Below are 25,417 nucleotides of genomic sequence, written 5' to 3' on the forward strand. Positions count from 1 at the left end.
CATGAGCCGCGTCAACGAATACATGGAACTGACCAAGCCGCGCGTCGTCGCGCTGCTGGTGTTCTGCGCTGTGATCGGCATGTTCCTGGCTGTGCCAGGGGTGCCGCCGTGGCGTGCGCTGGTGTTCGGCACGCTGGGCATCTGGCTGGCATCGGCGTCGGCGGCGGCGTTCAACCACCTGATCGACCAGCGCATCGACAAGCTGATGGCGCGCACCGCGCATCGTCCGCTGGCCACCGGCCATCTCACGCCCAGGCAGGTGATGGTGTTCGCGCTGGCGCTGGGCGTGCTGTCGATGCTGATCCTGGTGCTGCTGGTCAATCCGCTCACCGCGCTGCTTACCTTCGGCGGGCTGATCGGTTATGCGGTGGTCTATACGGCGTACCTGAAGCGCGCCACGCCGCAGAACATCGTGATCGGCGGCCTGGCCGGCGCGATCCCGCCGGTGCTGGGCTGGACCGCGGTCACCGGTGAGCTGCACGCATTCGCGGTGCAGTTGTGCCTGATCATCTTCGTGTGGACGCCGCCGCATTTCTGGGCGTTGGCGATCTTCCGCCGCGACGACTATTCGCGCGCGCAGGTGCCGATGCTGCCGGTGACCCACGGCGTGGTGTACACGCGCTGGCATGTGCTGCTCTACACGGTGCTGCTGTTCCTGGTGACCCTGCTGCCGTCGCTGACCGGCTACAGCGGCCTCGTCTACCTGGGCGGCGCGGTGGTGCTGGGTGCGGGCTTCCTCTATTACGCCGTGCGCCTGCTCAATCCGCCGGATGAGCTGTTCGCGATGAAGGTGTTCAACTACTCCATCGTGTACCTGATGGCGCTGTTCGCCTTCCTGCTGGCCGACCATTGGCTGGTCGATCCGCTGCTGCAGCAGGGCCAGGGTTTCGTCCTCCAGCGCGCGACGTAGGTTGGGGTGAGCGCAGCGAACCCCAACCGGCCTTCAGGCGTACCGCAACGTTGGGGTTCGCTGCGCTCACCCCAACCTGCGCCCGACGGATGGCGCGCAAAAACTTTCGCTCCTGATTCAGCCATTTGTGGTTGACACTCCCGCACCGCAGCAAGACAATTCGCGCGCCCTCCGGCGCGTCGCGCCCGACGGCATCCCTGTCCGACCAACCAAGGCATATGGACGTTTACCCTAGTCGCAACGTCGACATCCGCGAGCATCGGGTGCCGGCGTCGCATAACAAGCTGATTGTCTGCGGCGACCGCCTGCGGTCGGCCGGCGCTTTCCTCGACTAGGGAAGACCGGCCCACTCCTGACGGCCGCCCCAGGCCGTAACGAGGAGATGGGCTATGAAGCTCCTTCGCGAATTTTTCCGTCTGCGCGCCGCGGGCCGTTCCCTGCTGGGCCGCCGCGCCGCCCGCCGTACCTGGACCGTCACCGTGCCCGCGCCGCAGGCCGTCGCCGTGCGCGAGCCGGTCACCGTCGCCATGCATCGCCAGAGCGAGTCCGCCCGTGCCCGCCCGGCCGCGCGCCGCCATGCGCACGCCGCACCGAAAGGACTCGGTCATCTTCAGCTGGTATCTCAGCGCTGAGGGGTTGAGGCCATGAAGCGCACCGTGCTCCGCAAAGGCTGGCCCCCGCCAGGCCGCGGGCGCTGGCCGCATCCGCGGCCCTAGCGCGGGCGTCAGTGTTGCGCGGGCAGCTGCTCGCCGACTCGCTGCTCCGCCCCGATTCCACGCATTTTCCGGAAGCGAGTCATGATCAAGCATTCCACCCATAGCGTCGCCGGCAAGGCGGCCGGCAAGGGCGCAGGCGCGCCCGTGCGCGTGGCCGTCGCGCTGGAGGCGTTCCGCCACAACGAGGCGCTGTTTGCCGCGCTGGACACCAGCGCCGCCGGCCTCGACGCCGAGCAGATCGCCGAGCGGCTCGACCGCGATGGCGCCAACGAGGTCTCGCACGAGAAGCCGCCGCACTGGTCGCGGCAGCTGCTGCGCGCGTTCAAGAACCCCTTCATCATCGTGCTGCTGGTGCTGGCCGTGGTGCAGCTGGCCACCGACGGCGACGACCTGGCCGGTCCGATCATCATCGCGGTGATGGTGGGCATCAGCGTGTTGCTGAGCTTTACCCAGGAATTCCGTTCGTCCAAGGCGGCCGAGAAGCTCAAGGCGATGGTGCGCAACACCGCCACGGTGACGCGCCGCTCCGAGGACGGCCACAGCGAGCGCATCGAAGTGCCGGTGGGCGAGCTGGTCGCGGGCGACATCGTGCACCTGGCCGCGGGCGACATGGTGCCCGCGGACCTGCGCCTGTTCAGTGCGAAGGATCTTTTCATCAGCCAGGCCATCCTCACCGGCGAATCGCTGCCGGTGGAGAAGTCCGCGCCGACGCCGGCACAGGTTTCCGAAGAGGCCGCACAGGGCGACAACCCGCTGGACCTGCCCACCGTCTGCTACATGGGCACCAACGTGGTCAGCGGCAGCGCCAGCGCGGTGGTGGTGGCGACCGGTTCGCGTACCTACCTGGGTTCGCTCGCGCACACCATCGTCGGCCAGCGCGTGCGCACCAGTTTCGACCGCGGCGTGAACAGCGTCAGCTGGCTGCTGATCCGCTTCATGCTGGTGATGGTGCCGATCGTGTTCGCCATCAACTGGTACGACAAGGGCGATTTCCTGCAGGCCTTCCTATTCGCGCTCTCCGTCGCGGTGGGCCTGACGCCGGAAATGCTGCCGCTGATCGTCACCGCCAACCTGGGCAAGGGCGCCATCGCCATGTCCAAGCGCAAGGTAGTGGTCAAGCGCCTCAACGCGATCCAGAACTTCGGCGCGATGGACGTGCTGTGCACCGACAAGACCGGCACGCTGACGCTGGACAAGATCGTGCTGGAACGCCACCTGGACCTGTACGGCGAAGAGTCGGACGAGGCGCTGGAGTACGGCTATCTCAACAGCCGCTTCCAGACCGGCCTGAAGAACCTGATGGACAAGGCGGTGCTCGAGCACCGCGACCTGGAGACGGTGGCACAGCAGTACCGCATCGTCGACGAGATCCCGTTCGACTTCCAGCGCCGCCGCATGTCGGTGGTGGTGCGCCACGGCGAGGGCGACGAGCTGCTGGTGTGCAAGGGCGCGGTGGAGGAGATGCTGTCGATCTGCGCCTACGCCAAGGTGGGCGAGGAGATCCTGCCGGTGACCGACGAGATGCGCGCGGACATCAAGGCGATGACGCGCGACCTCAACGAGGACGGCCTGCGCGTGCTGGTGGTGGCGGTGAAGCACCAGCCGCCGGCCGGCCGTGCCTATGGCGTGGCCGACGAGTCGGGCCTGACCGCGGTGGGCTGCCTGGCCTTCCTCGATCCGCCGAAGGATTCGGCCGCCACCGCCATCGCCGCGCTGCATCACCACGGCGTGGAAGTGAAGGTCATCACCGGCGACAACGAGGCGGTGACGCGCAAGATCTGCCGCGAGGTGGGCCTGGACGTGCAGCACTCGGCGCAGGGCAAGCACATCGAGCCGCTCAATGACGAGGAGCTGGACGCGCTGGTCAAGCGCACCACCGTGTTCGCCAAGATGTCGCCGCTGCAGAAGGCGCGCGTGGTCAAGTCGCTGCAGCGCCAGGGCCATACCGTGGGCTTCCTCGGCGACGGCATCAACGACGCGCCGGCGCTGCGCGAGGCGGACGTGGGCATCTCGGTGGATACCGCCACCGACATCGCCAAGGAGTCGGCCGACATCATCCTGCTGGAAAAGAACCTGATGGTCCTGGAGGAGGGCGTCATCGAAGGACGCATCACCTTCGGCAACATCATCAAGTACATCAAGATGACCGCCAGCTCCAACTTCGGCAACATGTTCTCGGTGCTGGTGGCGAGCGCGTTCCTGCCGTTCCTGCCGATGCTGCCGCTGCAGATCCTGGTGCTGAACCTGCTGTACGACATCTCGCAGCTGTCGATCCCGTTCGACCGCATGGACGACGAGTACCTGCGCAAGCCGCGCAAGTGGGACGCCAGCGACATCGGCCGCTTCATGGTGTGGATCGGGCCGGTCAGCTCGATCTTCGACATCACCACCTTCCTGCTGCTGTGGTACGTGTTCGGCGCCAATGGCCCGGCGCACCAGTCGTTCTTCCAGTCCGGCTGGTTCGTCGAAAGCCTGCTCACGCAGACGCTGATCGTGCACATGATCCGCACCAAGCGGATTCCGTTCCTGCAGAGCGTGGCGGCGGCGCCGGTGCTGGGCCTGACCACGGCGATCATCGCGATCGGCCTGCTGCTGCCGTACACCGGTCTGGGCGCGAAGATCGGCATGATGCCGCTGCCGCCGGTGTACTTCGCCTGGATCGCGCTGACCGTGCTGACCTACTGCGTGCTGACGCAGCTGGTGAAGCTGCTGTACATCCGGCGCTACGGGCGCTGGCTCTGACCTGAAGGGGAACGGGGGCGCGGAACGGGCTCTTCCCGTTCCCCGCTGCCATTCGCCGTTTCCTGACGAAGGAGGATCCCGCCATGAAAGGCACCTTCGCCCTGCTCGACATCGCCGGCTACGTCGCCCTGCTGCTGTGGGGCACGCACATGGTCACCAGCGGCGTGCTGCGCGGCTATGGCAGTGCGCTGCGGCGCTGGCTGGGCCGTTATCTCGGCCACCGGCCCACCGCGTTCGCGTTCGGCATCTGCATCACCGCGCTGCTGCAGAGCAGTACCGCTGCCGGCCTGATGGCCACCTCGTTCGCCGCCAGCGGCTTCCTCGGCCTGGCGCCGGGGCTGGCGGTGATGCTCGGCGCCAACGTGGGCACCACGCTGATCGTGCAGGTGATGTCGTTCGACATCTCGCTGATCGCGCCGGTGCTGGTGCTGGCCGGCTTCACCATTCATCGCCGCAGCGACGATGCGCGCTACGAAAACCTGGGCCGCGTAGGCATCGGCCTGGGTCTCATGCTGCTGTCGCTGCACCTGCTGGTGCTGTCGCTGGCGCCGGTGGAGAACGCGCAGGCGTTGCGCGCGGTGCTGCAGAGTCTGGCCGGCGAGCCGGTGCTGGCCATGCTGGTGGCGGCGCTGATGACCTGGCTGTTCCATTCCAGCGTGGCAATGGTGCTGCTGGTCGCGTCGCTGGCAAACGCCGGCGTGGTCGACGCGCCGGGCGCGCTGGCCCTGGTGCTGGGTGCGAACCTGGGCGGCACGCTGCCGGCGCTGCTGGAAGCGCATACGCCGGTGGCGCGCCGCCTGCCGCTGGGCAACCTGCTGGTGCGCGCGTTCGGTTGCCTGGTCTGCCTGCCGCTGCTGCATCCGCTGGCGGCGTGGCTGGCGCCGCTGGGCGCGGCGCCGGCGCGCATCGCGGTGAATTTCCACACCGCTTTCAATCTCGGGCTGGCGCTGGTCTTCATCCTGCCGGTGGAGCGCATGGCGCAGCTGCTGGTGCGGCTGCTGCCGGAGCCGCCGCGGCCGGACGATCCGGGCGTGCCGCAATACCTCGACGAGGGCGCGCTGGATTCGGCCAACGTGGCGCTGGCCAATGCCGCGCGCGAATCGATGCGCATGGCCGACATGGTCGAGGGCATGTTGAAGGGCTTGGTCGAAGTGTTCGGCAAGGACGACAGCGTGCGCGCCGCCGCGATCAGCCGCATGGACCCGTGGCTGGACCGGCTGGGCGTGGCGATCCGCGAGTACCTGGCGGACCTGGGCGGCGAAGCGCTGAACGAAGAAGACGGCGAGCGCAGCCAGGAGATCCTCGCCTTCGTGATCAATATCGAGCACATCGGCGACATCACCGCCAACAACCTGATGGAGTTCGCCGCCAAGAAAGCCCAGCGCGGACAGGACTTCAGCGCCGACGACATCCAGGACCTGGCCGCCATGCACGGCCAGGTGATGGAAAGCCTGCGCCTGGGTCTGGCGGTGTTCATGCGCGGCGACCTGCGCGCGGCGCAGCAGCTGGTGTCGCGCAAGGAAGCGATCTGGCGCCTGGAGAACGAAGCCTCCGAGCGGCATATCCGCGCGCTGCGCGAACGCCGCGACGGCGGTGGCGGCGGCGATGTGTACCTGCGCATCCTGCGCGATCTCAAGCGCATTCATTCGCATCTGGCGGCGCTGGCGTATCTGCCGCTGGAGCGTGCCGGGCTGCTGCAGGGCAGGCTGGTGCGCGAGCCCTTGTCGAAAGCGCAGGCGTAGGTTGGGGTGAGCCACAGGCGAACCCCAACAGTGCGATGCGTCCGAATGTTGCGATGTTGGGGTTCGCCTGTGGCTCACCCCAACCTACGCCGATCGTTTTTGAAGTTTGAATATCGGAGAACGCCGCACGATGCCGGCGAGGCGGTCGGCTTACGCTGGTGACTTGATCGTATGGACGTTTAGACGTCCATATGATTCATGCTTTCGCGTAGCTTACGCAATAACTTTCGACTACGCGGGGGCTTTTATGTGCGCTGTGTCACTCGCGACCATGCCATCAGTCATACCCTTGTCGTCTGGGACTGGATGATGTCCCGGCAGGGGAATCTCACAACCAAAGAGGGTGGGTAGACATGGAGTGGAAGAAGTTGCTCACTGGCAGTCTGATGACTGCCGGCATGGTGTTCGCGTTGCCTGTACTGGCCGGCACCTTGCCTGATCACGAGGAATTCGAAACCGGCCTGTACGTGCCCTTCCAGGGGACGGGCGCGCGTACCGCCTTGCTGCATTTCTCTTATCCCGGCGCCGTGCAAGGCACGCCGGTGGCATGGTCGGTGGACCTGCTCGACGCGCAGGGCCGCGTGCTGCGCAACTGGCAGGGCCAGAGCGCGCTGCGCGCAGGCGGTACGCAGGCGAAGCTGACCTGGGATGGCCTGGGCGCTTCCGGCGCGACGCTGAGCCCGGGCTTCTACACGGTACGCCTGCGCGCGATCGCGCTGGACAACGACACCGTGCAGCGCATCGGCACCGGCCTGCCGGCCAGCGCGCTGGCCGCGGCGAGCGCCAAGGCGCCGCAGCTGGTCGATGAGCAGCGCTATGACGTGCTGGTCGGCAGCGTGGCGAAACCGCAGATGCCGGCCTTCACGGCGCTGCGCCACACCAGCCGCACCGGCACGGCGGCGACGATGTCCGCCGCCACCGTGCAGCCGCAGTCGGTCGGCGCCACCGGCAGCCTGCCGTACACGATCTACTACGGCAACCTGCACAGCCAGACCAACCACAGCGATGGCGGCGGCGACCTCTCCACCTGCGTGGATGCGCAGAATCCGCAGAGCGCCCCGTATGGCCCGGCCGATGCCTACCAGTACGCGCTCAATGACGGCCTGGACATCCTGATGACGTCCGAGCACAACCACATGTACGACGGCTCGACCGGCACCAACGCGTCGGCGAACCCGACCACGGCGCACAACCTGTACCAGTCCGGCCTGCAGGCAGCCAGCACGTTCAATGCGACGCACGCGAACTTCCTGGCCATCTACGGCCTGGAGTGGGGCGTGATCAGCAACGGCGGGCATTTGAACATCTTCAATTCGCCCAGCCTGCTGGAATGGGAATACAACAGCTCCAACCAGCTGATCGGCGACGTGTTCACCGCCAAGAGCGACTACGCTTCGCTGTACACGCTGATGAAGACCAACGGCTGGGTCGGCCAGTTCAACCATCCGTCGACCAGCGGGCAGTTCAACGCCGGCGGCCAGGACCTGGGCTATACCGCCGACGGCGACCAGGTGATGGTGCTGGCCGAGGTGCTCAACAGCTCGGCGTTCTCGCACAACACCACCGAGACCGAGACCAGCCGCACCAGCTACGAGGGCGCGTTCAATATCTTCCTCGAGCGTGGCTACCACGTGGCGCCCAGCTCCGACCAGGACAACCACTGCGCCAACTGGGGCGCCAGCTACACCAACCGCACCGGCGTGCTGATTCCCAATGGCACGGCGCTCAGCCTCAACGCCTTCCTCGACGCGATCCGCGCGCGCCACGTGTTCGCCACCGAGGACAAGACCGGCCAGATCGTGCTGACCGCCAACGGCCACCTGATGGGCGATCGCTTCAGCAACAGCGGCGCGCTGACCCTGACCGTCAACTACGCCAGCAGCGCCGGCCATACCGTGCAGCGCGTGCAGGTGTTCGAAGGCGTGCCGGGCAGCAATGGCACGGTGGCGACCACGTCCAGCACCGCCACCACCACCATCACGCCCGCCAACGGCGATCATTTCTACTACGCCAAGATCACCCAGGACGACGGCAAGCAGCTGTGGTCGGCGCCGGTGTGGGTAACCCAGGGGGCGAGCAGCGGGGATACCACGCCGCCGACGGTGAGCGCGTCGGAGAGCGGCAGCTCCGGCAGCATCACGCTGTCGGCCACGGCCAGCGACAACGTCGGCGTCAGCAAGGTGGAGTTCTATGTCGACGGCGCCTTGAAGGCCACCGACACGGCGTCGCCGTATACCGCTTCGCTCGACTCGACCACGCTGGCCAACGGTTCGCACAGCCTGGTGGCGAAGGCGTATGACGCAGCCGGCAATGTGGGCACCAGCTCGACCGTGAGCTTCAGCGTATCCAACAGCACGGGTGGCGATACCACGCCGCCGACGGTGAGCGCGTCGGAAAGCGGTACGTCCGGCGCCATCACGCTGTCGGCGACGGCCAGCGACAACGTCGGCGTCAGCAAGGTGGAGTTCTATGTCGATGGCGCGTTGAAGGCGACCGACACCGCCTCGCCGTACACGGCCTCGCTCGACTCGACCACGCTGGCCAACGGTTCGCACAGCCTGGTGGCCAAGGCCTACGACGCGGCCAATAATGTCGGCACCAGCTCCACGGTGAGTTTCAGCGTCTCCAACAGCACCACCGCGACCGAGCTGGTGAAGAACGGCGGCTTCGAGAGCGGCGCCACCTCGTGGACGCAGACTACTGGCGTGATCAACAACGACAGCGGTGAGGCGGCGCACGCCGGCAGCTACAAGGCCTGGCTGGATGGCTATGGCTCCGCGCACACCGACTATGTGCGCCAGTCCATCGCCATTCCGGCGACCGCGACCAAGGCCACGCTCGATTTCTTCATGCACATCGACACGGCCGAGCCCACCACTACCGCGTACGACACGCTGAGCGTCCAGGTGATCACCTCCGCCGGCAAGTACGTGACGCTGGCCAGCTGGTCCAACATGAATGCCGCCGCGGGCTACCAGGAGCACACGGTGGATCTGTCGGCGTATATCGGCCAGACCGTGCAGATCAACTTCTACGGCGTCGAGGACAGCACCCAGCAGACCTCGTTCGTGATCGACGATGTGAGTGTGAAGGCGCAGTAAGCGTTATCGCGTCATCCCGGCGTAGGCCGGGATCCAGTGACGACCGCGTTCATGGTTGCGCTAGTGTCGAAGGCTCGTAGCTTTTGGCATTGCGCGACAACCGGGCGATATCGCTACTGGATCCCGGCCTGCGCCGGGATGACGGTTTCTTTCAGAGGTGCTGGCCGTACCAGGCCAGCTGGCGCTGCGCGACCTGGTCGAAATGCGTGCCTTCGTAGGCGTCGTAATGCCTGGCGCCTTCCTGCACGTACAGCTGCTTGGTGGCTGCACCGACCGCGTCGAACAGGGCCGTGCCCTGCGCGGGCGGGTTGACGCCGTCGTCGCCGGCTACCACCACCAGGGTGGGGCAGGTCACGTGCGCCGCGTCGGTGGCCGGCTTGTAGTGGAACATCTCCTTCACCGTGAGCATCGGGATCTTGATGCTCAGCTCCGGATAGCTGTCCTTGTGCTTCTCGAAGAAGGCCTTGGATTCAGGGTCGCCGAGCACGCGCGTCAGCGGCACGAACATCTCCTTGCCGGCCTGCTTGCGCTCTTCCATCTTCGCCAGGGTGGCGAGGAAGCTTGCCTTCTCTTCCGCCGACATGTGGCCGGCGATGACTTCCTCGCCATCGGCGAAGGCCAGCTGGCTGACCACGCAACGCACGCCGGCGTCGCGCGCGGCCGCGCCCATCACGTGTCCGCCGCCCAGCGAGGTGCCCCACAGGCCGATGCGCTGCGCGTCCACCTGGTCATGGGTTTTCAGCCAGCCGAGCACCGCCAGGATGTCGTCGATCTGCATCGACGGCACCAGGCGCCCACGCTCGCCGCCGCTTTCGCCGAAGCCGCGGTAGTCGAAGGTGACGGCGACATAGCCGGCCTGCGCGAACGCCGCGGCGAAGGCGGGCAGCAGCAGCGGCTGCGTGCCGCAGAAGCCGTGGCAGAGCAGCACGGTGGCGTGCGGGCCGGGGCTGTCGGGCAGATGCAGGGTGGCGGCGAGCGGGGCGTCGCCGATGTGGACGGTTTGCTTGTGCATACGAGATTCCGGGGTGGGGAAGTCAGGATACGTTTCAGGCTGGAATCCTTCTCCCTCCGGGAGAAGATGGCGGCAGCCGGATGAGGGTACGGGCGGAGCGGTGTACATCACTCTCGCGCTCCGCCCGTACCCTCACCCCAACCCCTCTCCCGATGGGAGAGGGGCTCTGCATCGCGCTACGCACAGGCGCTGCGGTTATTCCTCAATCTTCAAGTTGGAATCCTTCTCCCTCCGGGAGAAGGTGGCGGCAGCCGGATGAGGGTACGGCCGGAGTCGTGCACATCATTCTTGCGCTCCGCCCGTACCCTCACCCCAACCCCTCTCCCGGAGGGAGAGGGGCTCATATTTCAGTCGAGCGGCTGGCTGGCGTGGAACAGCGCCACCACGCCGTGCTGGCGCACACTCACCTGCGCGAAGTGCCGGTGCAGCGCAGCCTGCAGCTGCTCCAGCGTATCGCCGGCATTGCCGAAGATGCCGCGGCGGTTGTAGACCTCCATCAGCTTGCGGCCGAGCGGATTGTGGCGGGCGCCGTCGCCGAGGATGGTGGCGCCGTACAGCACGCCGTCGGCAGCGAGATACGGCTTGAGATGTGCGAATACGCGGGCCTTCTCGGCCATGTCGCCGGGCAGGCAATGCAACAGGTAATACAGCGCGATCGAATCGAACACCGGTGCACCTGGCAATGCGAGCGGCTGCATCACGTCGGTCGCGTACAGGCCCTGATGCGGGCGACCCATGCGCTGTGCCGCCGTGCGCAGGCTGGTCTCGTTGAGGTCGAGCAGCGACACCTGCTGGTCGGCGGCGAAGCCCGCATGCGCGAGGTAATAGCCGGTACCCACGCCGACATCCAGATGCCGCTTGCCCAGGTGCTCGCGATAGAACGGCAGCAGCACGCTGCCGGTGGGGCAGCGCCAGGCGCAGCGGTTGGAGAAGCCGAGCACATAGGCGCCGTAGAGCTTGAGCACGAACGGCGAATAGACGGCGGCGCCGGCGCGGGTGTCGAGCGGATCGGTGGCGGACATGCGGGGAGGCTCTTGCATTGGCGATCGGACGTAGGTTGGGGTGAGCATAGCGAACCCCAACATGACGATCGTGCGGTGAGTCTCGTTGGGGTTCGCTGCGCTCACCCCAACCTACGATATGGCCCTGCGCTCAATCGATGCGTGTATCGACCGACACCGCTTCCCAGCTCTCGATATCCACCAGCATCTTCTGCGCATGTCCGCGGATCGCATCGACCGCATCGCGTCCCAGCGCCAGGCGCAATGGCGTCTCCTCGGCTTCCAGCGCCCTGGCGATCGCGGCGGCGGCCTTGAGCGGATCGCCGTCCTGGGTCTGGTGCATGCCGTGCGCGAACTGGCGCGTGGCGCCGACCGTATCCGCATACGCCGGCAGCTCCGGCATGTAGCGCATGCCGGCACCGGCGAGGTTGGTGCGGAATTGCCCGGGTTCGACGATCAGCACCTTGATGCCGAACGGCGCGACTTCGCCGGCCAGCGCCTCGGACAGGCCTTCGAGCGCGAACTTGCTGGCCGAGTAGGCGCTGAAGCCGGCGAACGACAGCTGCCCGCCCAGGCTGGTGATATTGACGATGGCGCCGCTGCGCTGCGCGCGCAGCACCGGCAGCGCGGCGCGGATCACGCTGGCGGCGCCGAAGAAATTGGTGTCCAGCAGCGCACGCAGTTCGGCGTCGGAGGTTTCCTCCACCGCACCGACCACGCTGTAGCCGGCGTTGTTGACCACGATGTCGATGCGCCCGAAGCGCTCCACGCCGGCCATCACGGCCGGCTCGGCTTCGCCGGGCTGGGCCACGTCCAGGCGCTGCGCCAGCACGCGGTCCGGCGCCAGCTTGACCAGCGGGGCGAGGCGGGCGGTGTCGCGCGCGGTGGCCACGACGCTGTCGCCGATGCCGAGCGCATAGCGCGCGAAGGCATCGCCGAACCCGCTCGATGCGCCGGTGATGAACCAGACCTTGCCTGCCATGGAAGCCCCCGTGATCACGGTAAAGAAGCGCCCTCCGCGCTCCGGAGCGGCGATGCTAGCGGATCGTTCCGCCGCTTGTCGGGATGCCTTGTGGCACGTGAAGCGCGCGTCAGTGCGACAGCGCGCGCTCGATCGCCCGCTCCGCCAGCGGCGCCATGCGCGCGTAGCCGGCGGGAGTGGGATGCACGCCGTCCTCGGCCAGTTCGGCATCGAGGCCGCCGTCCTGGTTGGCCATGGCGCCGTAGTAGTCGAGATAGATCGCGTCGCTCGATGCGGCGTACTGCTTGATCCACGCGTTGAGCGCGCGCACCTTGCCGGCCGGCTGCAGGCCGCGGCGCCAGGGATAGTCGCTGACCGGCAGCACCGAGGCGAGGATCACGCGGATGTGGTGGGCGTGCGCGAGCTCCGCCATCGAGCGCAGGTTGTCCTCGATCATGCCCGGCGTGGCCACGCCGCCGTTGCCGGCGATGTCGTTGGTGCCGGCGAGGATCAGCACCGCCGCGGGCTTGAGGTCGAGCACGTCCTGGCGGAAGCGCAGCAGCATCTGCGCGGTAGTCTGGCCGCCGATGCCGCGATTCACGTAGGGCTTGCCGGGAAAGAAGCTCGTCCCCTGCATGCGGCCCCAGTTGTCGGTGATGGAGTCGCCGAAGAACACCACGCGGCGTTCGCCGGCCTTGGGCGCAGCCAGGTGTGCGTTGTCCTCGCGGTAGCGCGCCAGTTGCGGCCAGTCGGCGAGGCGTTGCTGCAGCGAGGCGATGTCGTCGGTCGACAGCGAGGAGGGCGGCGCGGTGTAGAGCGGGTCGATCGGCTCGGGCGCGGTGCGGTCCTGGGCGGAGATGGCCGGGGCGGCCAGGGCGAAGGCGAGGGCGAGCAGGGCGGTACGCAGGGCTGGCACGGGCGGGTTCCGTTTGGACGTCCGAACGACGGACGTCTCTTTTAACCCGGCCGTGCCGCCGATGCGAGCCTCAGTCCGGGTTCTGCTCGAACTTGCCGAGCACCTGCCACAGGTTGGCCAGTTCGCGCGCCACGTCCGGGCGGTCGCCGTCGCTGATGTTGGTGATCAGCACGCGGCCGGTGCCGGTGGCGGGGTTGAACGACATCTGCGCGGTGACGCCGGCGTCGCCGCCGTTGTGGCCCAGCTCGCCGCTGGCGGTGCGCTGCCAGAACAGGCCCTGGTCCAGGCCGTCGCCCGCGCGCACGCCCTTGGGCTGCTCGCCCTTGGGCCAGGCCGGGCCGAACATGGTCTTGTACGAGGCGCTCGACAGCAGGCCGGCGCGGCCGGTGTAGCCGCTGATCATCTCGGCCAGGAACTTGCCCATGTCGTTGCAGGACGAGTACATCCCGCTGGCCGCGTAGGCAGGGAAGCTGTAGGGCGCCAGCGGCTTCTTGTTCTTGTCGTACAGCGTGGCCTGCGGGCCCTGCGTGTCGGACGGCGTCCAGCCGCTGCCGCTCATGCCGAGCTTCTGGAAGATGCGCTCGCGCGTGAGCATGCGGTACGGGCTGCCCGCCTTGTATTCCACCGCCAGCGCGACCAGGGCCGAGCCGAGGTTGCTGTAGCGATAGGTGCTGCCGGGACTGGTCTTGCTGAAGTTGGCCTCGTTGTAGCTGGCGCCCGGCGCCACGAGGTAGGCCTTGAGGAAATCCCTGGTATCGAACGAGGCCGGCGCGCCCTTGCCGTAGCTCTGCGTGTAGAACGGCTCGCGATCGACGATGCCGGAGCTGTGCGTGGCCAGCTGGCGCAGGGTGATCGGCGCCTGGGCGTAGTGCGGGTTGTGCACGTCGAACGGCAGTTGGCGGCTGATGTCGGTATCCAGCGCCAGCGCGCCGATCTGCACCTGCTGCATCAGCGCCACCGCCAGCACCGGCTTGGCCAGCGAGGCCACCGGTTGCACCGTGTCCGGCGTATACGGCCGTTTGCCGGCCAGGTCGGCATAGCCGAAGCCCTTGGCATAGCGCACGCCCGCGCCGTCGACCACCGCGACGCAATAGCCGGGCAGGACCGAGCGCGACTGCAGTTCTTCCAGTGCCTGCTGCAGCGTGGACGGCGTCGACGCGGCGGCCTTGCGCGGCAAGGCCTGCGCCGGCAGCCCCGCGGCCAGGCTGAGGACGGCGGCCAGCGCGAAGCTGGCGGTGCGGGCCAGCGCCTGGCCCGCGCGGCGGCCCCGACGGGCCGGCGACATGGTGTGGACGTGCATGGGTTCCCTGTTCTTCCTGAAGCGAAGGGCTCCTGGGCCGCCTAGTTTAGCAACGGCTGGCATTTGGCCGGGGCAATTTTCGACGCAATGCAACAAAAAAAGTGCGACAGAGCGCATGCAGGCCCCTTTCGGGCCCTCGCCGGGTGCAGGGCGTTGCGAAAGCCGGGCCTCAGAACAGCTTGCGGTACACCACGAAGCCGGAGTGCTCGGCGACCTGGTCGTATAGCCGCATCGCGGCGGTATTGGTCTGGTGCGTCTGCCAGTACACCCGTGGGGAGCCGGCCTGGCGCGCCTGCGCGTAGACGGCCTCGATCAGCGCCCGGCCCACGCCGCGGCCGCGGGCGGCCTCGACCGTGAACAGGTCCTGCAGATAGCAGTTCAGCCCGATCGCCGTGGTGCTGCGGTGGAACAGGTAGTGCGCGAGGCCGAGCAGCCGGCCCTCGCTTTCCGCGATCAGCGCGTGCACGGGCTCGCCGGCGTCGAGGAAGCGCGACCAGGTGGTGCGCGTGATCTCTTCCGCCAGCGCAGTGGGGCCGGAGCGGCCGTAGAAGGCGTTGTAGCCGTCCCACAGCGGACGCCAGGCGGGATAGTCGATGGCGTTGACGGGGCGGACGGTGACGGGAGCGGACACGGCGGGTCCTTATTCGCTCAGCTCGATGTCGAGGCCATGCAGCAGCGCGACGGCCTCCGGCAGCGCGAACTTCGCGTGTTTGATGTCGTTGAGGAACAGGTCGATGCGGTAGTTCACCGCCTCGCGGAAATCCGCACGCGCCAGCCGGCTGCGGCGGAAAATCGCGCCGTGCAGGTCGCTGTGGCGGAAGTCGGCGTCTTCCAGGTCGGCTTCGGTGAAGTCCACCTCGTGCGCGCGGCATTCGAGCACCTGCAGCTCGCGCAGCGAGAGGCCGAAGAAGCTGCTGTCGTTGAGCGCGCAGCGCTCGAAGGCGAGAGTGCCGTGCAGGCGCACCGTGGGCCACCAGGCCTGGGTCCAGTCGATGCCGACCAGTTTGCTGTCGACGAAGCGCGCATCGACCTGGCTGCCGGCGAAGCGGGCCAGGCTGAGGTTGCAGTCGGCGAATTCGCAGTCGCGAAAGCGGCAGTCGCGCAGGGTGGCGCCGCTGAAGTCGCAGTGCTCGAAGCGGCAGTCCTCGAAGCGCAGGCCGTGCAGGTCGGCGCCGCCGAGCTGCAGGTCGCGGAAGCGGTGTCCGCTGTAGTCGCGCTGCTCGAACGGGTCGCCGCTCATCGCATCAGGACTCGCGGCCGGCCTCGCGCGCGACGCGCCGGCGGTGCCGCCACCACAGCACCAGCACCACGACGAGAATGATGCCGCCCAGCGCCCACAGGCTGCTCTGGCCGCGGCGGATCCACATCACCAGCCACTCGTGGTTGTTGGCGCCGAAATAACCCAGGTAGACCCAGATCGGCACGCTGATCAGCGCGGCGAAGCCGTCCAGCAGGAAGAAGCGCAGGAACGACACGCGATGGGTGGTGCCGGCGGTGATGTACACCGCGGTGCGCATGCCGGGCAGGAAGCGCGCGATGAACATCAGGCGGTTGCCGTAGCGCTCGAACTTCTCCTGCACCTTGGCGTAGCGCTCCGGCGTGAGCACGCGCGCGACCACGCGCCATTGCAGGATGCGCGCCCCGTAGTGGTGGCCCAGCAGGAACATGCCCGCGTCGCCCAGCAGCACGCCGACCATCGACACGGCGAACATGATGTGCACGTTGCCGTAGCCCAGCCCGGTGATGACGCCGCCGGCGACCAGGGTGATGTCTTCCGGCAGCGGCGCGCCGGCACCGCACAGCAGCAGTGCGATGAAGACGGCGGCGTAGCCGTTCTCGGCGAACAGCGTGACGAGTCGTTCAAGCAGATCCATCGACATCCTTGCCTGGTCGTGCCCCGGCGGAAAGCGAAGGGCGATGATCCCACAGGCGGGCCATTCCATGGGCGCCGGCCGGCGGGGGCGAAGCGGGGGAGGATAACCGCATGGCGCTCAGGGGCGCTCTGATCTGTTCCACGTACCCGTCACCGTTCTGTAAGCGCGCAGCGCACTGCCGCAGCGTTGAAGGCAGACTGGCTGTCTGTCGAGATGCTGCGGCAGTGCGCTGCGCGCTTACAGAACGGCCCCAACAATTTGAATTTAAATGATGGGGTGGCGTCCAGGAGGCCCGCAGGCGGCGCCGCGCGGCTTGACCAGACGGCCAGTCTGCTCGGCGCCGCGCGGCGCCGCCTGCGGGCCTCCTGGACGTCATGCCGGGTGCGTGGAACAGATCAGAGCGCCCTAGTTGGATGTGGCGGGCGGTTGGACGCGCAGCGCCAGCAATTCGCGCAGCTCGGCTTTCTCCGCGCCGTCGAGGGTGCCTTCGCGGCTGCGCGCGATCAGGAAGGCGCGGCGCTGCTCGGTGGCCTGTTGTTGCATGCGCTGCAGCGCATCGAAGAACTCCACGCGTTGCAGCTCGGGCTCGCCGACCACGGTGGCGGCCATCAATTTTTGCAGTGCGGAATACTCCGGGCGCTCGGCGAAGTGCTCCACCAGCACCACCGGATTGATCCCGGGTCGCGAGCGGGCCAGGTCGATCAGTTCGGCGAGCAGCTCGATGCCGGGCTTGTCCAGGCGCAGGAAGCCGTAAGGGCGCTCGACCTGGTCGGCCATGCCGGGCTGGGCCAGCAGCAGCGCGATCGCGCTGCGCACCAGGCTGCGCTGCACCGCCACCGGCTGCTGCGCGGGACGGCGCGCGGCGGCGTCCGGCTGCAGCACGGCGCGGGCGCCGGTGCGGCGTTCCAGTTCCTGCGCCATCAGGTCGCGGAAGGCGCCGTCGGGCAGCCGGGCGATCAGCGGCCGCGCGCGCTCGGCGAGGCGTGCGCGCCCGTCGATGCTGCCGACGTCGACGTCGTGCGCCAGTTCGCCGAAGAAGTATTCCGACAGCGGCGTGGCGTTCTTCAGGCGCTGCTCGAAGCCTTGCTTGCCTTCCTTGCGGATCAGCGTGTCCGGGTCCTCGCCGTCCGGCAGGAACAGGAAATACGCCTGGCGGCCGTCGCGCAGGCGCGGCAGCGCGGCCTCCAGCGCCTTCCATGCGGCGGCGCGGCCGGCGCGGTCGCCGTCGAAGCAGAACACCACGTCGGGCGCGGCGCGGAACAGCACCTCGGTGTGGTCCGGCGTGGTCGCGGTGCCCAGCGTGGCCACCGCGATCGGCAGGCCGGCCTGGTGCATGGCGATCACGTCCATGTAGCCCTCGACCACCACGATGCGGGCAAGGCTGCTGTTGGCCTGCTTGACCTGCCACAGCGCGAACAGCTCGCGGCCCTTGTGGAACAGGGCGGTTTCGGGCGAGTTGAGGTATTTCGGGCCCTGCTCCGACTGCAGCACCCGGCCGCCGAAGGCGATCACGCGGCCGCGGCGGTCGAGGATCGGGAACATCAGGCGTTCGCGGAAACGGTCGTATTTGTTGCCGCGCTCGTTGCTGGCGACCATGCCGGCGTCGTTGAGCAGCTGCATGCGCTTGGCGTCGGTGCCCAGCGCCTTCAGCACGCCGTCGAAGCCGGCCGGCGCCCAGCCGATGCGGAAGCGCGCGATGGTGTCGGCGTCGAGGCCGCGCTTCTTGCAGTAGGCCTGCGCTTCCGGGCTGTGCGGCAGCTGGTTTTCGTACCAGCGGGCGGAGCCGTCGAGCAGGGCGTAGAGGTCGGTCTTGTCCTCGCGCGGGGCGTTGTCGCGACCGCCCTCGTAGGGCACCTTCAGGCCGACCGACTGCGCCAGTTCCTCCACCGCGTCGGGGAATTCCAGGCGGTCGTAGTCCATCAGGAACTTGATCGCGCTGCCGTGCGCGCCGCAGCCGAAGCAATGGAAGAACTGCTTGGCGGGGCTGACGTAGAACGAGGGCGAGCGCTCGTTGTGGAACGGGCAGCAGGCGGTCCACTCGCGGCCGGCCTTCTTCAGCGGCACGCGCCGCTCGATCACGTCGACGATGTCGACGCGGGAGAGCAGTTCGTCGATGAAGGTATCGGGGATACGGCCGCGCATAAGCTCTCTAGTGTACGGGGGCGGTCAAGGGCCGGCTTATGCTGGTGGTCCATCGTCGGGGGAGGCGGGCATGGCGGCAAGTGCACAGGTGCGGTTCCGGCCCGCGGCGGCGGGGGATGTGGGAATGGCGGTGCCGCTGATCCACAGCTCCGGGCCGGCGGCCTTCGAATATGTGTTCGCGGTGCCCGGGCGCAACGACGCGCAGGCCTTCCTCCGCCATGCCTACGCCGACGGCGCGGGCGAGTTCGGCTGGCGCAACCACGTCGTGGGCGAATTGGACGGGCGGGTGGTGGCGGTCGGTGCCGGCTACGGGGCCGCGACGCATTGGGCATTCACCCTGGCGGCGGCGCGGCAGATCCTGGGTTTCTTCGGCTGGCGGCATGCGCCCGGCGTGATCGCGCGCGGGCTGCGGGTGGAGGGCGTGATCGCGCCGCCGTCCGGCGGCATGCATTACCTGGCCCATCTGGGTGTCGATCCGGCGCTGCGCGGGCGGGGCATCGGCCAGGCCTTGATCGATCATCTCGCCGCGCAGGCCGCCGCGCTGGGGCGGGTGCCGCTGGCGCTGGACGTGGCGGCGACCAATCCCCGGGCGCAGGCGCTGTACGAGCGCTGCGGCTTTGCGGTCACCGGGGAGCGGCCTTCCCGCCTGGCCGATGCGCGGGGCCATGTGCCCGCGCATCGGCGCATGGAGCGGTGGTCCTAGACGATGTGGAACAAGCCGATCGCCGCCAGCACCGCGATCAGGAACAGGATCAGGAAGATGGCGAACAGAACCTTCGCGATGGTGCCGGTGACGCCGGAGACCGAGTAGAAACCCAGCCAACCGGTGACCAGCGAAACGATGGCAAAGATGATGGCCCACTTGAGCATGCGTTTCTCCTTATCGTAGGCCGCGTCGGCGGCATCGATGAGGGTGGGCGTGCCGGCGTGAAGGCGTTGGCTGGATAATGCGTCGGCGGCGTCATGCTGCGCCGCACGCTTGCGGATCGTTTAGTTCGGAGACACGCCATGTTGACGGCGATGATGTTGCGCGCGCAGCGCGCGATCGTGCACCGCTTCGAGGAAGCGGGCGCGACGAGTACGGAATCGGCGCGCGGCGCCGAGGAGCTGAAGCTGACGCCGGGCATCGCCTGGTACCAGCTGGTGGAGCGCGGCGTGCTGCGCTGCCCGGGCGAAGGGCGCTATTTCCTGGACCGGGAACGCTGGGAGCTGGTGAGCAGCCGGCGTCGCCACCACGCATGGGTCATGGTGGTGGCGGTGGTGGCGCTGCTGTTGCTGCTGTTCTGGCTGCGCACCGCGGGCGGCCTGGGCCACCAGCTCGGCCCTTGACCGGCGAGGGCTCTTAGCCGGCGAGGCGCGCCTTCACGCGGGCCGAGACCACGGCCATGTCGGCGCGGCCGGCGGCCTGTTCCTTGACGGCGGCCACCACCTTGCCCATGTCGCGGGCAGAGCTGGCGCCGGTGCTGGCGATGGCGGCGGCGACCAGGTCGTCGATCTCCGCCTCGCTGAGCTTGGCCGGCAGGTAGGCCTCGATCACGCTGACTTCGGCGCGCTCGGCGTCAGCCAGGTCCTGGCGGTTGGCGGCGTCGTACTGGGTGATCGAGTCGCGGCGCTGCTTGAGCATCTTTTCCAGCACGGCCAGGGTCTGCACGTCGTCCAGCTCGATGCGCTCGTCCACTTCGCGCTGCTTGATCGCGGCCAGCACCAGGCGGATCACCGCGAGGCGGGGCTTGTCGCCGCCGCGCATGGCGGTCTTCATGTCTTCGCTGAGCTGCTGCTTGAGGGACATGTCACTCTCCGGGAGGGATGGTTGGCGTGAAGGAAACGCATAAAGCCGGCGTTGCCTGGGGCAACGCCGGCCGATGCTTGAGCGATAAGGCAGCGGCTGCGGATGATCGCGCCGGCTGCCATGGCCTTACAGGCTAAGGCGGCGCCGTGGGCGCCTGGCCTTGACCTTGAGCGTCCGCCGACGGCGGACGGCGGCCTCAGTACAGACGCGTACGACGCGAGGTGTCGCGCGAGAGGCGGCGCAGATGGCGCTTCACCGCGGCGGCGCGCTTGCGCTTACGCTCCTGGGTCGGCTTTTCGTAGAACTCGCGCTTGCGGGTCTCGGCCAGGACGCCGGCCTTTTCACAAGTACGCTTGAAGCGACGCAGGGCAAGCTCGAACGGCTCGTTCTCGCGGACTTTTACGCTGGGCATGGAAACTCCGAGTGGTAAACTTGCCCGTCTGATCGGGCGAGCCGCGAAGTATAGCGTGGACACGAAGCAATTTTCAAAGCCCGTGCTGGGCATCGAGACGTCCTGCGACGAGACCGGGGTGGCCCTGTTGCGCTGGGAGCCCGCCGCGCCGGGCCGCGGCCTGCTGTCCCATGCCCTGTACAGCCAAATCAAGCTGCATGCCGACTACGGCGGCGTGGTGCCGGAACTGGCCAGTCGCGACCATGTGCGCAAGCTGCTGCCGCTGGTGCGCGAGGCCCTGGCCGAGGCCGGGCTGACTCCGGCGGACCTGGGCGGGGTGGCCTATACCGCCGGCCCCGGCCTGGTCGGCGCCCTGCTGGTGGGCGCCTCCGCTGCCCGGGCCATGGCCTGGGCGCTGGGCGTCCCGGCGATCGGCGTGCACCACATGGAAGGCCACCTGCTGGCCCCGCTGCTGGAAGAAGACCCGCCGGAGCCGCCGTTCGTAGCCCTGCTGGTCTCGGGCGGGCATTCCATGCTGGTGGAAGTGCAGGGCATCGGCCGCTACCGGATCCTGGGCGACACCCTGGACGACGCCGCCGGCGAGGCTTTCGACAAGACCGCCAAGCTGATGGGCCTGCCCTATCCGGGCGGACCGGCGCTGGCGGCGCTGGCGCAGCAGGGGCGGCCCGGGGCGTTCCGCTTTTCCCGGCCGATGACCGACCGGCCCGGCCTGGATTTCAGCTTCTCGGGCCTCAAGACTCAGGTGCTGCTGGCCTGGCAGCAGTCCGACCAGGCCGAGCAGACCCGCGCCGACATCGCCCGTGCCTTCGAGGAGGCCATCGTCGACACCCTGGCGATCAAGTGCCGCCGCGCGCTGCAGGCCGCCGGCGCCAAGCGCCTGGTGATCGCCGGCGGCGTGGGCGCCAACAAGCGCCTGCGCGCGGAGCTGGCCGAGGCCGGCGAGAAAGAAGGCTTCCGCGTGTATTTCCCGCGCCTGGCCTTCTGCACCGACAACGGCGCGATGATCGCCCTGGCCGGCGCGATCCGCCTGGCCGCAGGGCAGCACCAGGACGAAAGCGTGCAGGTCTTCCCGCGCTGGGATCTGGAAACCCTGCCGGCGGTTTAGGCGCGCGTGACGCGCGCCAGGGAATAGGGAATCGTCAATAGGGAATAGGAAAAGCGGCGCGCGACGAGACGAAGCGCTACGCTTTTCCTATTCCCTACTCTCTATTCCCTATTCCCGCCCAAAGAGCCATGGACATCGTTTTCATCGAAGACCTGCGCATCGACACCGTCATCGGCATCTACGACTGGGAGCGCCGCGTGCGGCAGACGCTGTCGTTCGATCTCGAAATGGCGTTCGACAACACCCGGCCCGCGGCCAGCGACGACATCGCCGCCACGCTCAACTACAAGGATGTGTCCAAGCGCCTGATCGAGTACGTGGAAGCGTCCAGCTTCGGCCTGGTCGAGACGCTGGCCGAGCGCTGCGCGGCGATCGTGCGCGAGGAATTCGGCGTCGCCTGGGTGCGACTGAAGCTGTCCAAGCCCGGTGCGGTGCGCGGCGCCCGGTCGGTCGGCGTGCGCATCGAGCGCGGCGTGCGGCCGGACTGAGCGGGGCGCCATGGCACGCGTTTACCTCAGCCTGGGCTCCAATCTGCAACCGCAACGGTATCTGCGCGCCGCTTTGGACGAACTGCGCGCGCGCTTCGGCGCCATCGAGGTGTCGCCGGCTTATCGCAGCAAGGCGGTGGGCTTCGACGGGCCGGACTTCGTCAACCTGGCGGTGGGCCTGGATACCGAACTGGCGCCCGAGGCGCTCAACGAGTGGCTGCACGCGCTGGAGGACCGCCACGGCCGCCGCCGCGACGTGCCGCGCTACGCCGACCGCACCCTGGACGTGGACATCGTGCTGTACGACGACCTGGTGCGGCAGGGCGCAGGGCATCTGGATATTCCGCGCAAGGAGTTGCAGCACGCCTTCGTGCTGCGGCCGATCGCCGACATCGCGCCTGGCTTGCGCCATCCTGTCGACGGGCGAAGCATGGCCGAGTTGTGGGCGGCGTTTCCCGTGGCGAGCGAGCCGCTGACGGTCGAGCCGCTGTAAGGACGCACTGTCGCGTTTCCGGCGCAGATGCTAGAAATCGCGGAGCAACTTTCACCAAGGAAGAGGTAGGGGATATGGCGGGCAAATTCGCACGCAGTTGGAATCTGATGAAGGCGAGCGCGGCGGTGCTGCGCTCGGACAAGGCGTTGATGATGTTCCCGCTGCTGTCGGGACTGTGCTGCCTGCTGGTGGCGGCGAGCTTCATCATCCCCATTGCCGTTGCGGCGGCGGGGATGGAGCACGTAAGCCGCGACACGCTGCCGATCGGCTGGTACGTAGCGACGTTCGCGTTCTACCTGGTGCAGTACTTCGTGATCATCTTCTTCAACACGGCGCTGGCGGGCGCGGCGCTGCAGCGCCTGCGTGGCAAGCCGACCAGCCTGTCGGCCGGTTTCGACATCGCCAAGTCGCGCATCGGCGCGATCTTCGGCTATGCGCTGATCGCCGCGACGGTGGGCCTGCTCCTGCGTGCGCTGCAGGAGCGGCTGGGTTTCGTCGGCCGCCTGGTGGCCGGTCTGCTGGGCCTGGCCTGGACGGTGGCCACCTTCCTGGTGGTGCCGGTGCTGGCTAACGAAAAGATCGGTCCGATGGAGGCGGTGCAGCGCAGCGTTGAGCTGCTCAAGCGCACCTGGGGCGAGAACCTGATCGGCAACGCCGGCATCGGCGTGGTGTTCGGGCTGCTGACCTTCGTGGCGATCGTGATCGCAGGCGCGCTGGTGGTCGGTGCGCTGACCACGGAGTCGATGCCGCTGATCATCGCGGCCATCGCGGTGGCGGTGATCGGCCTGACCCTGCTCGCGCTGGTGCAGGCGTCGCTGCAGGGCATCTATTCGGCGGCGCTGTACCAGTACGCCGAAGAGGGCACGGTCGGCGGCGGTTTCGACCAGGCGCTGCTGGAAAAGGCGTTCCGCAGCAAGGATTGATGCCGGTTGCGATGCAGGTACGAAAGGGCGGCAGCGATGCCGCCCTTTTCGTTTCAGATGGACAGCGAGCGGCCGCCGTCGATGCGCAGGATCTGCCCGGTGACGAACGGCGCGTCGCGCAGCAACCACAGCACCGCGGCGGCGACGTCCTGCGGCGAGCCGGCGCGGCGCAGCGGGGTGCGCGCGAGCATGGTCTGCTGGTCGTCGTAGGGCTTGCCGTCGCTGGGCCACATCACTGCGCCGGGAGCGACGCCGTTGACGCGGATATCGGGGCCGAGATCCAGCGCGAGCGAGCGGGTCATCGCCGCCAGCGCGGCCTTGGCCATGCAATAGATCGGGTGCTTGGCAAGCGGGCGTTCGGCGTAGACGTCGACCAGGTTGACGATCGCGCCGCGGCTTTCGCGCAGCGCCGGCACCGCGGCCTGGGCGAGGAAGAACGGCGCCTGCGCGTTGGAGGCGAACAGTTCGTTCCACTGCGCGGCGGTGGCGCTGCCGACCGGCGTCGGATAGAACGCGGAGGCGTTGTTGACCAGCGCGTCGAGGCGGCCGTAGCGCGCGAGCGTGGTGTCGACGAGTGCGTGCAGGGCGTCGAGTTCGGCCAGTTCCGCCTGCAGGATCAGGGTGCTGCCTGGGCGCAGCGCTTCAAGTTCGGCGGCCAGTTCGGCGGCTTCGGCCACCGAGCGGCGGCAGTGCAGGGCGAGGTCGTAGCCGGCGGCATGCAGCGAGCGCGCGATCTGCGCGCCGACGCGCTTGGCGCCGCCGGTGATCAGAGCGACCGGGCTTTCCTGGCGAGGCGGCATGCGCGGCTCCTGCGGGCGAAACAGCCGGCAGCTTGCCGGAAAGCGCGCGGGAGGTCATCCCGCGGCGCGGCGGTTGCTACTTCGGCGGCGGCTGTTTTTCGCCGCGCGCACGCGACACGCGCGCCATCACGCGTGCGGCGCCGCCGGAGGCTTTCTCCACCACGGCGTCGCGTGCGCGGCGCACGGCGCCGGGTTGGCGTTCGGCGGTTGGGCCGGTGTCGTTGCCGCCTTCCATGTGGAATTCGCCGCCGAACATCGCGATGGCGGTGCTCGCCACTTGTCCGGTGTCGTAGTAGGCGTAGGCGCCCACGCCGAGCGCGCCCACCACCGGCAGCCAGCGTGACAGGCCCTTGCCGACCGTGCGCTGGGTGATCTTGACGCCGACGCGCTTGGCCACGCGTTCGGCCACCGCGTAGGACATGCGGCGGAACAGCAGGCGGTCGCCCATGCGTATCACCAGGTCGCGGAAGGCTTGCGCGGCGGTGTGGCGGAACAGGCACCACAGCATCTGCTCGCGGCCCAGTTCCGCGTGGCGGCCGAAGGCGGCGGCGATGTCGCTGACCATCTGCGCCTGGATCTTCCAGATCGCGATCAGCTCCGGCAGCACGGTGAGCCAGCCCAGCGGCCCCGGCGGCAAGGCCAGCGAGCCGGCGGTTAGCGCGGCGCGCTGCGCGGCGCGGTTGGCGATGCGGCGCGCCTCGGTTTCCGGTTCGCCGCTGGGGCCGACCTTGCTGCCGGGGATGTCGCTGACGAAATCCAGGATCGCCTTGGTCACGCGGCTGTGGTCTTCCGTGGTGATCACGGAGGGTAGCTGTTTGCGCTCGTCGGTCATGCGGGCCTCGGGAGTGCCTGGTCGCCGGTGGAGTCTAGGTGTCGTCGATGAAGCTGTTGCGAATGTGCATGGGCGGGGCGTCCTGCCGACCGCAAACGCTTGTTTCCGCAAAATATTGCGGCGCCGGGCATGACTTTCGGGGCAGGTAAACGAAAGGT

Annotated in this window: 25 protein-coding genes; 11 read left to right on the top strand and 14 right to left on the bottom strand. The window is 68.2% G+C overall.

All coding sequences use genetic code 11. The features are described 5' to 3' along the window. Window position 1: 1 nt before the first annotated feature. The 5 genes from cyoE (at window position 2) to BM172_RS10570 (ending at window position 9,211) form a co-directional block, all read left to right on the top strand. Window positions 2-910, top strand: coding sequence for a heme o synthase (gene cyoE / locus BM172_RS10550; protein WP_035323420.1), 909 nt, complete (start codon window positions 2-4; stop codon window positions 908-910). Window positions 911-1,299: 389 nt separating this feature from the next. Beyond that, window positions 1,300-1,542 (top strand): hypothetical protein, encoded by a 243-nt coding sequence (locus BM172_RS10555; RefSeq protein WP_026635500.1) that lies wholly within the window; start codon window positions 1,300-1,302, stop codon window positions 1,540-1,542. Window positions 1,543-1,707: 165 nt separating this feature from the next. Further along, complete coding sequence (mgtA, locus tag BM172_RS10560) at window positions 1,708-4,368, top strand: magnesium-translocating P-type ATPase (RefSeq protein WP_026635501.1); 2,661 nt, start codon at window positions 1,708-1,710, stop codon at window positions 4,366-4,368. An 83-nt stretch (window positions 4,369-4,451) separates the two neighbouring features. Continuing rightward, entirely contained in the window at window positions 4,452-6,110 is a 1,659-nt protein-coding gene (locus BM172_RS10565; protein ID WP_026635502.1) for a Na/Pi cotransporter family protein, read from the top strand. A 353-nt stretch (window positions 6,111-6,463) separates the two neighbouring features. Continuing rightward, window positions 6,464-9,211 (top strand): Ig-like domain-containing protein, encoded by a 2,748-nt coding sequence (locus tag BM172_RS10570; RefSeq protein WP_026635503.1) that lies wholly within the window; start codon window positions 6,464-6,466, stop codon window positions 9,209-9,211. 151 nt (window positions 9,212-9,362) lie between these two features. Here BM172_RS10570 and uilS read toward each other — a convergent pair whose 3' ends face one another. From uilS to dnaG, 9 genes are all read right to left on the bottom strand, one after another. Next, window positions 9,363-10,223, bottom strand: a complete 861-nt coding sequence (uilS, locus tag BM172_RS10575) for a UilS family quorum-quenching N-acyl-homoserine lactonase (RefSeq protein ID WP_051548722.1) — start codon at window positions 10,221-10,223, stop codon at window positions 9,363-9,365. 347 nt (window positions 10,224-10,570) lie between these two features. Further along, window positions 10,571-11,245, bottom strand: a complete 675-nt coding sequence (locus BM172_RS10580) for a class I SAM-dependent methyltransferase (protein ID WP_026635505.1) — start codon at window positions 11,243-11,245, stop codon at window positions 10,571-10,573. Between the two features lie 130 nt (window positions 11,246-11,375). After that, window positions 11,376-12,206 (bottom strand): oxidoreductase, encoded by an 831-nt coding sequence (locus BM172_RS10585; protein ID WP_035323423.1) that lies wholly within the window; start codon window positions 12,204-12,206, stop codon window positions 11,376-11,378. 109 nt (window positions 12,207-12,315) lie between these two features. Next, on the bottom strand, window positions 12,316-13,092 hold the full coding sequence (locus tag BM172_RS10590; protein WP_428844763.1) for an SGNH/GDSL hydrolase family protein: 777 nt from the start codon (window positions 13,090-13,092) through the stop codon (window positions 12,316-12,318). 79 nt (window positions 13,093-13,171) lie between these two features. Then, window positions 13,172-14,401, bottom strand: coding sequence for a serine hydrolase domain-containing protein (locus BM172_RS10595; protein WP_026635508.1), 1,230 nt, complete (start codon window positions 14,399-14,401; stop codon window positions 13,172-13,174). Between the two features lie 169 nt (window positions 14,402-14,570). After that, window positions 14,571-15,032, bottom strand: a complete 462-nt coding sequence (locus BM172_RS10600) for a GNAT family N-acetyltransferase (RefSeq protein ID WP_026635509.1) — start codon at window positions 15,030-15,032, stop codon at window positions 14,571-14,573. Between the two features lie 9 nt (window positions 15,033-15,041). Further along, complete coding sequence (locus tag BM172_RS10605) at window positions 15,042-15,641, bottom strand: pentapeptide repeat-containing protein (RefSeq protein WP_051548724.1); 600 nt, start codon at window positions 15,639-15,641, stop codon at window positions 15,042-15,044. Between the two features lie 4 nt (window positions 15,642-15,645). Next, window positions 15,646-16,275: a DedA family protein gene (locus tag BM172_RS10610; protein WP_026635510.1), complete on the bottom strand. Its 630-nt coding sequence runs from the start codon at window positions 16,273-16,275 to the stop codon at window positions 15,646-15,648. Between the two features lie 405 nt (window positions 16,276-16,680). Continuing rightward, on the bottom strand, window positions 16,681-18,417 hold the full coding sequence (dnaG, locus tag BM172_RS10615) for a DNA primase (RefSeq protein ID WP_026633987.1): 1,737 nt from the start codon (window positions 18,415-18,417) through the stop codon (window positions 16,681-16,683). A gap of 124 nt (window positions 18,418-18,541) precedes the next feature. Here dnaG and BM172_RS10620 point away from each other — a divergent pair, with 124 nt between their 5' ends. Next, window positions 18,542-19,120, top strand: a complete 579-nt coding sequence (locus BM172_RS10620; RefSeq protein WP_231504125.1) for a GNAT family N-acetyltransferase — start codon at window positions 18,542-18,544, stop codon at window positions 19,118-19,120. Here BM172_RS10620 and BM172_RS10625 read toward each other — a convergent pair. Then, on the bottom strand, window positions 19,117-19,287 hold the full coding sequence (locus BM172_RS10625) for a DUF1328 domain-containing protein (protein WP_026633985.1): 171 nt from the start codon (window positions 19,285-19,287) through the stop codon (window positions 19,117-19,119). The two genes, BM172_RS10620 and BM172_RS10625, sit on opposite strands and share 4 nt — an antisense overlap. A 138-nt stretch (window positions 19,288-19,425) precedes the next feature. Between BM172_RS10625 and BM172_RS10630 the strand changes: the two genes are divergently transcribed. Further along, on the top strand, window positions 19,426-19,746 hold the full coding sequence (locus BM172_RS10630) for a hypothetical protein (protein WP_051548369.1): 321 nt from the start codon (window positions 19,426-19,428) through the stop codon (window positions 19,744-19,746). A gap of 13 nt (window positions 19,747-19,759) precedes the next feature. Here the strand turns inward: BM172_RS10630 and BM172_RS10635 are convergent, their stop codons facing one another. Both BM172_RS10635 and rpsU read right to left on the bottom strand, forming a co-directional pair. Then, window positions 19,760-20,206: a GatB/YqeY domain-containing protein gene (locus BM172_RS10635; protein WP_026633984.1), complete on the bottom strand. Its 447-nt coding sequence runs from the start codon at window positions 20,204-20,206 to the stop codon at window positions 19,760-19,762. 196 nt (window positions 20,207-20,402) lie between these two features. Further along, window positions 20,403-20,618: a 30S ribosomal protein S21 gene (rpsU, locus tag BM172_RS10640; RefSeq protein ID WP_014404075.1), complete on the bottom strand. Its 216-nt coding sequence runs from the start codon at window positions 20,616-20,618 to the stop codon at window positions 20,403-20,405. A gap of 55 nt (window positions 20,619-20,673) precedes the next feature. Here rpsU and tsaD point away from each other — a divergent pair, with 55 nt between their 5' ends. The 4 genes from tsaD (at window position 20,674) to BM172_RS10660 (ending at window position 23,627) form a co-directional block, all read left to right on the top strand. Then, on the top strand, window positions 20,674-21,723 hold the full coding sequence (tsaD, locus tag BM172_RS10645; RefSeq protein WP_026633983.1) for a tRNA (adenosine(37)-N6)-threonylcarbamoyltransferase complex transferase subunit TsaD: 1,050 nt from the start codon (window positions 20,674-20,676) through the stop codon (window positions 21,721-21,723). A 128-nt stretch (window positions 21,724-21,851) separates the two neighbouring features. Then, window positions 21,852-22,211 carry a dihydroneopterin aldolase gene (gene folB, locus BM172_RS10650; RefSeq protein ID WP_026633982.1) on the top strand — a complete coding sequence of 120 codons (360 nt, stop codon included), beginning with the start codon at window positions 21,852-21,854 and terminating at the stop codon, window positions 22,209-22,211. Window positions 22,212-22,221: 10 nt separating this feature from the next. Continuing rightward, on the top strand, window positions 22,222-22,704 hold the full coding sequence (gene folK, locus BM172_RS10655; protein ID WP_026633981.1) for a 2-amino-4-hydroxy-6-hydroxymethyldihydropteridine diphosphokinase: 483 nt from the start codon (window positions 22,222-22,224) through the stop codon (window positions 22,702-22,704). A 74-nt stretch (window positions 22,705-22,778) separates the two neighbouring features. Next, the gene (locus BM172_RS10660; RefSeq protein WP_026633980.1) at window positions 22,779-23,627 is read left to right on the top strand and encodes a DUF6159 family protein; all 849 of its coding nucleotides are present in this window, start codon (window positions 22,779-22,781) and stop codon (window positions 23,625-23,627) included. Between the two features lie 53 nt (window positions 23,628-23,680). Here the strand turns inward: BM172_RS10660 and BM172_RS10665 are convergent, their stop codons facing one another. Both BM172_RS10665 and BM172_RS10670 read right to left on the bottom strand, forming a co-directional pair. Then, a complete protein-coding gene (locus BM172_RS10665) occupies window positions 23,681-24,427 on the bottom strand; it encodes a pteridine reductase (protein ID WP_026633979.1) in 747 nt (248 codons plus the stop codon). Window positions 24,428-24,503: 76 nt separating this feature from the next. Next, entirely contained in the window at window positions 24,504-25,259 is a 756-nt protein-coding gene (locus tag BM172_RS10670) for a hypothetical protein (protein ID WP_035322442.1), read from the bottom strand. Window positions 25,260-25,417 lie beyond the last annotated feature (158 nt).

Origin of the sequence: Dyella marensis, from assembly GCF_900112865.1 — a bacterium.
In the GTDB taxonomy this organism is placed as follows: domain Bacteria; phylum Pseudomonadota; class Gammaproteobacteria; order Xanthomonadales; family Rhodanobacteraceae; genus Dyella_D; species Dyella_D marensis_A.

What these genes read in the sequence shown, in the direction of transcription:
- cyoE (WP_035323420.1), top strand. Translation starts at nt 2, where the DNA reads ATGAGCCGCGTCAACGAATACATGGAACTGACCAAGCCGCGCGTCGTC.
- BM172_RS10555 (WP_026635500.1), top strand. Translation starts at nt 1,300, where the DNA reads ATGAAGCTCCTTCGCGAATTTTTCCGTCTGCGCGCCGCGGGCCGTTCC.
- mgtA (WP_026635501.1), top strand. Translation starts at nt 1,708, where the DNA reads ATGATCAAGCATTCCACCCATAGCGTCGCCGGCAAGGCGGCCGGCAAG.
- BM172_RS10565 (WP_026635502.1), top strand. Translation starts at nt 4,452, where the DNA reads ATGAAAGGCACCTTCGCCCTGCTCGACATCGCCGGCTACGTCGCCCTG.
- BM172_RS10570 (WP_026635503.1), top strand. Translation starts at nt 6,464, where the DNA reads ATGGAGTGGAAGAAGTTGCTCACTGGCAGTCTGATGACTGCCGGCATG.
- uilS (WP_051548722.1), bottom strand. Translation starts at nt 10,223, where the DNA reads ATGCACAAGCAAACCGTCCACATCGGCGACGCCCCGCTCGCCGCCACC.
- BM172_RS10580 (WP_026635505.1), bottom strand. Translation starts at nt 11,245, where the DNA reads ATGTCCGCCACCGATCCGCTCGACACCCGCGCCGGCGCCGCCGTCTAT.
- BM172_RS10585 (WP_035323423.1), bottom strand. Translation starts at nt 12,206, where the DNA reads ATGGCAGGCAAGGTCTGGTTCATCACCGGCGCATCGAGCGGGTTCGGC.
- BM172_RS10595 (WP_026635508.1), bottom strand. Translation starts at nt 14,401, where the DNA reads ATGCACGTCCACACCATGTCGCCGGCCCGTCGGGGCCGCCGCGCGGGC.
- BM172_RS10605 (WP_051548724.1), bottom strand. Translation starts at nt 15,641, where the DNA reads ATGAGCGGCGACCCGTTCGAGCAGCGCGACTACAGCGGACACCGCTTC.
- BM172_RS10610 (WP_026635510.1), bottom strand. Translation starts at nt 16,275, where the DNA reads ATGGATCTGCTTGAACGACTCGTCACGCTGTTCGCCGAGAACGGCTAC.
- dnaG (WP_026633987.1), bottom strand. Translation starts at nt 18,417, where the DNA reads ATGCGCGGCCGTATCCCCGATACCTTCATCGACGAACTGCTCTCCCGC.
- BM172_RS10620 (WP_231504125.1), top strand. Translation starts at nt 18,542, where the DNA reads ATGGCGGTGCCGCTGATCCACAGCTCCGGGCCGGCGGCCTTCGAATAT.
- BM172_RS10625 (WP_026633985.1), bottom strand. Translation starts at nt 19,287, where the DNA reads ATGCTCAAGTGGGCCATCATCTTTGCCATCGTTTCGCTGGTCACCGGT.
- BM172_RS10630 (WP_051548369.1), top strand. Translation starts at nt 19,426, where the DNA reads ATGTTGACGGCGATGATGTTGCGCGCGCAGCGCGCGATCGTGCACCGC.
- BM172_RS10635 (WP_026633984.1), bottom strand. Translation starts at nt 20,206, where the DNA reads ATGTCCCTCAAGCAGCAGCTCAGCGAAGACATGAAGACCGCCATGCGC.
- rpsU (WP_014404075.1), bottom strand. Translation starts at nt 20,618, where the DNA reads ATGCCCAGCGTAAAAGTCCGCGAGAACGAGCCGTTCGAGCTTGCCCTG.
- folB (WP_026633982.1), top strand. Translation starts at nt 21,852, where the DNA reads ATGGACATCGTTTTCATCGAAGACCTGCGCATCGACACCGTCATCGGC.
- folK (WP_026633981.1), top strand. Translation starts at nt 22,222, where the DNA reads ATGGCACGCGTTTACCTCAGCCTGGGCTCCAATCTGCAACCGCAACGG.
- BM172_RS10660 (WP_026633980.1), top strand. Translation starts at nt 22,779, where the DNA reads ATGGCGGGCAAATTCGCACGCAGTTGGAATCTGATGAAGGCGAGCGCG.
- BM172_RS10665 (WP_026633979.1), bottom strand. Translation starts at nt 24,427, where the DNA reads ATGCCGCCTCGCCAGGAAAGCCCGGTCGCTCTGATCACCGGCGGCGCC.
- BM172_RS10670 (WP_035322442.1), bottom strand. Translation starts at nt 25,259, where the DNA reads ATGACCGACGAGCGCAAACAGCTACCCTCCGTGATCACCACGGAAGAC.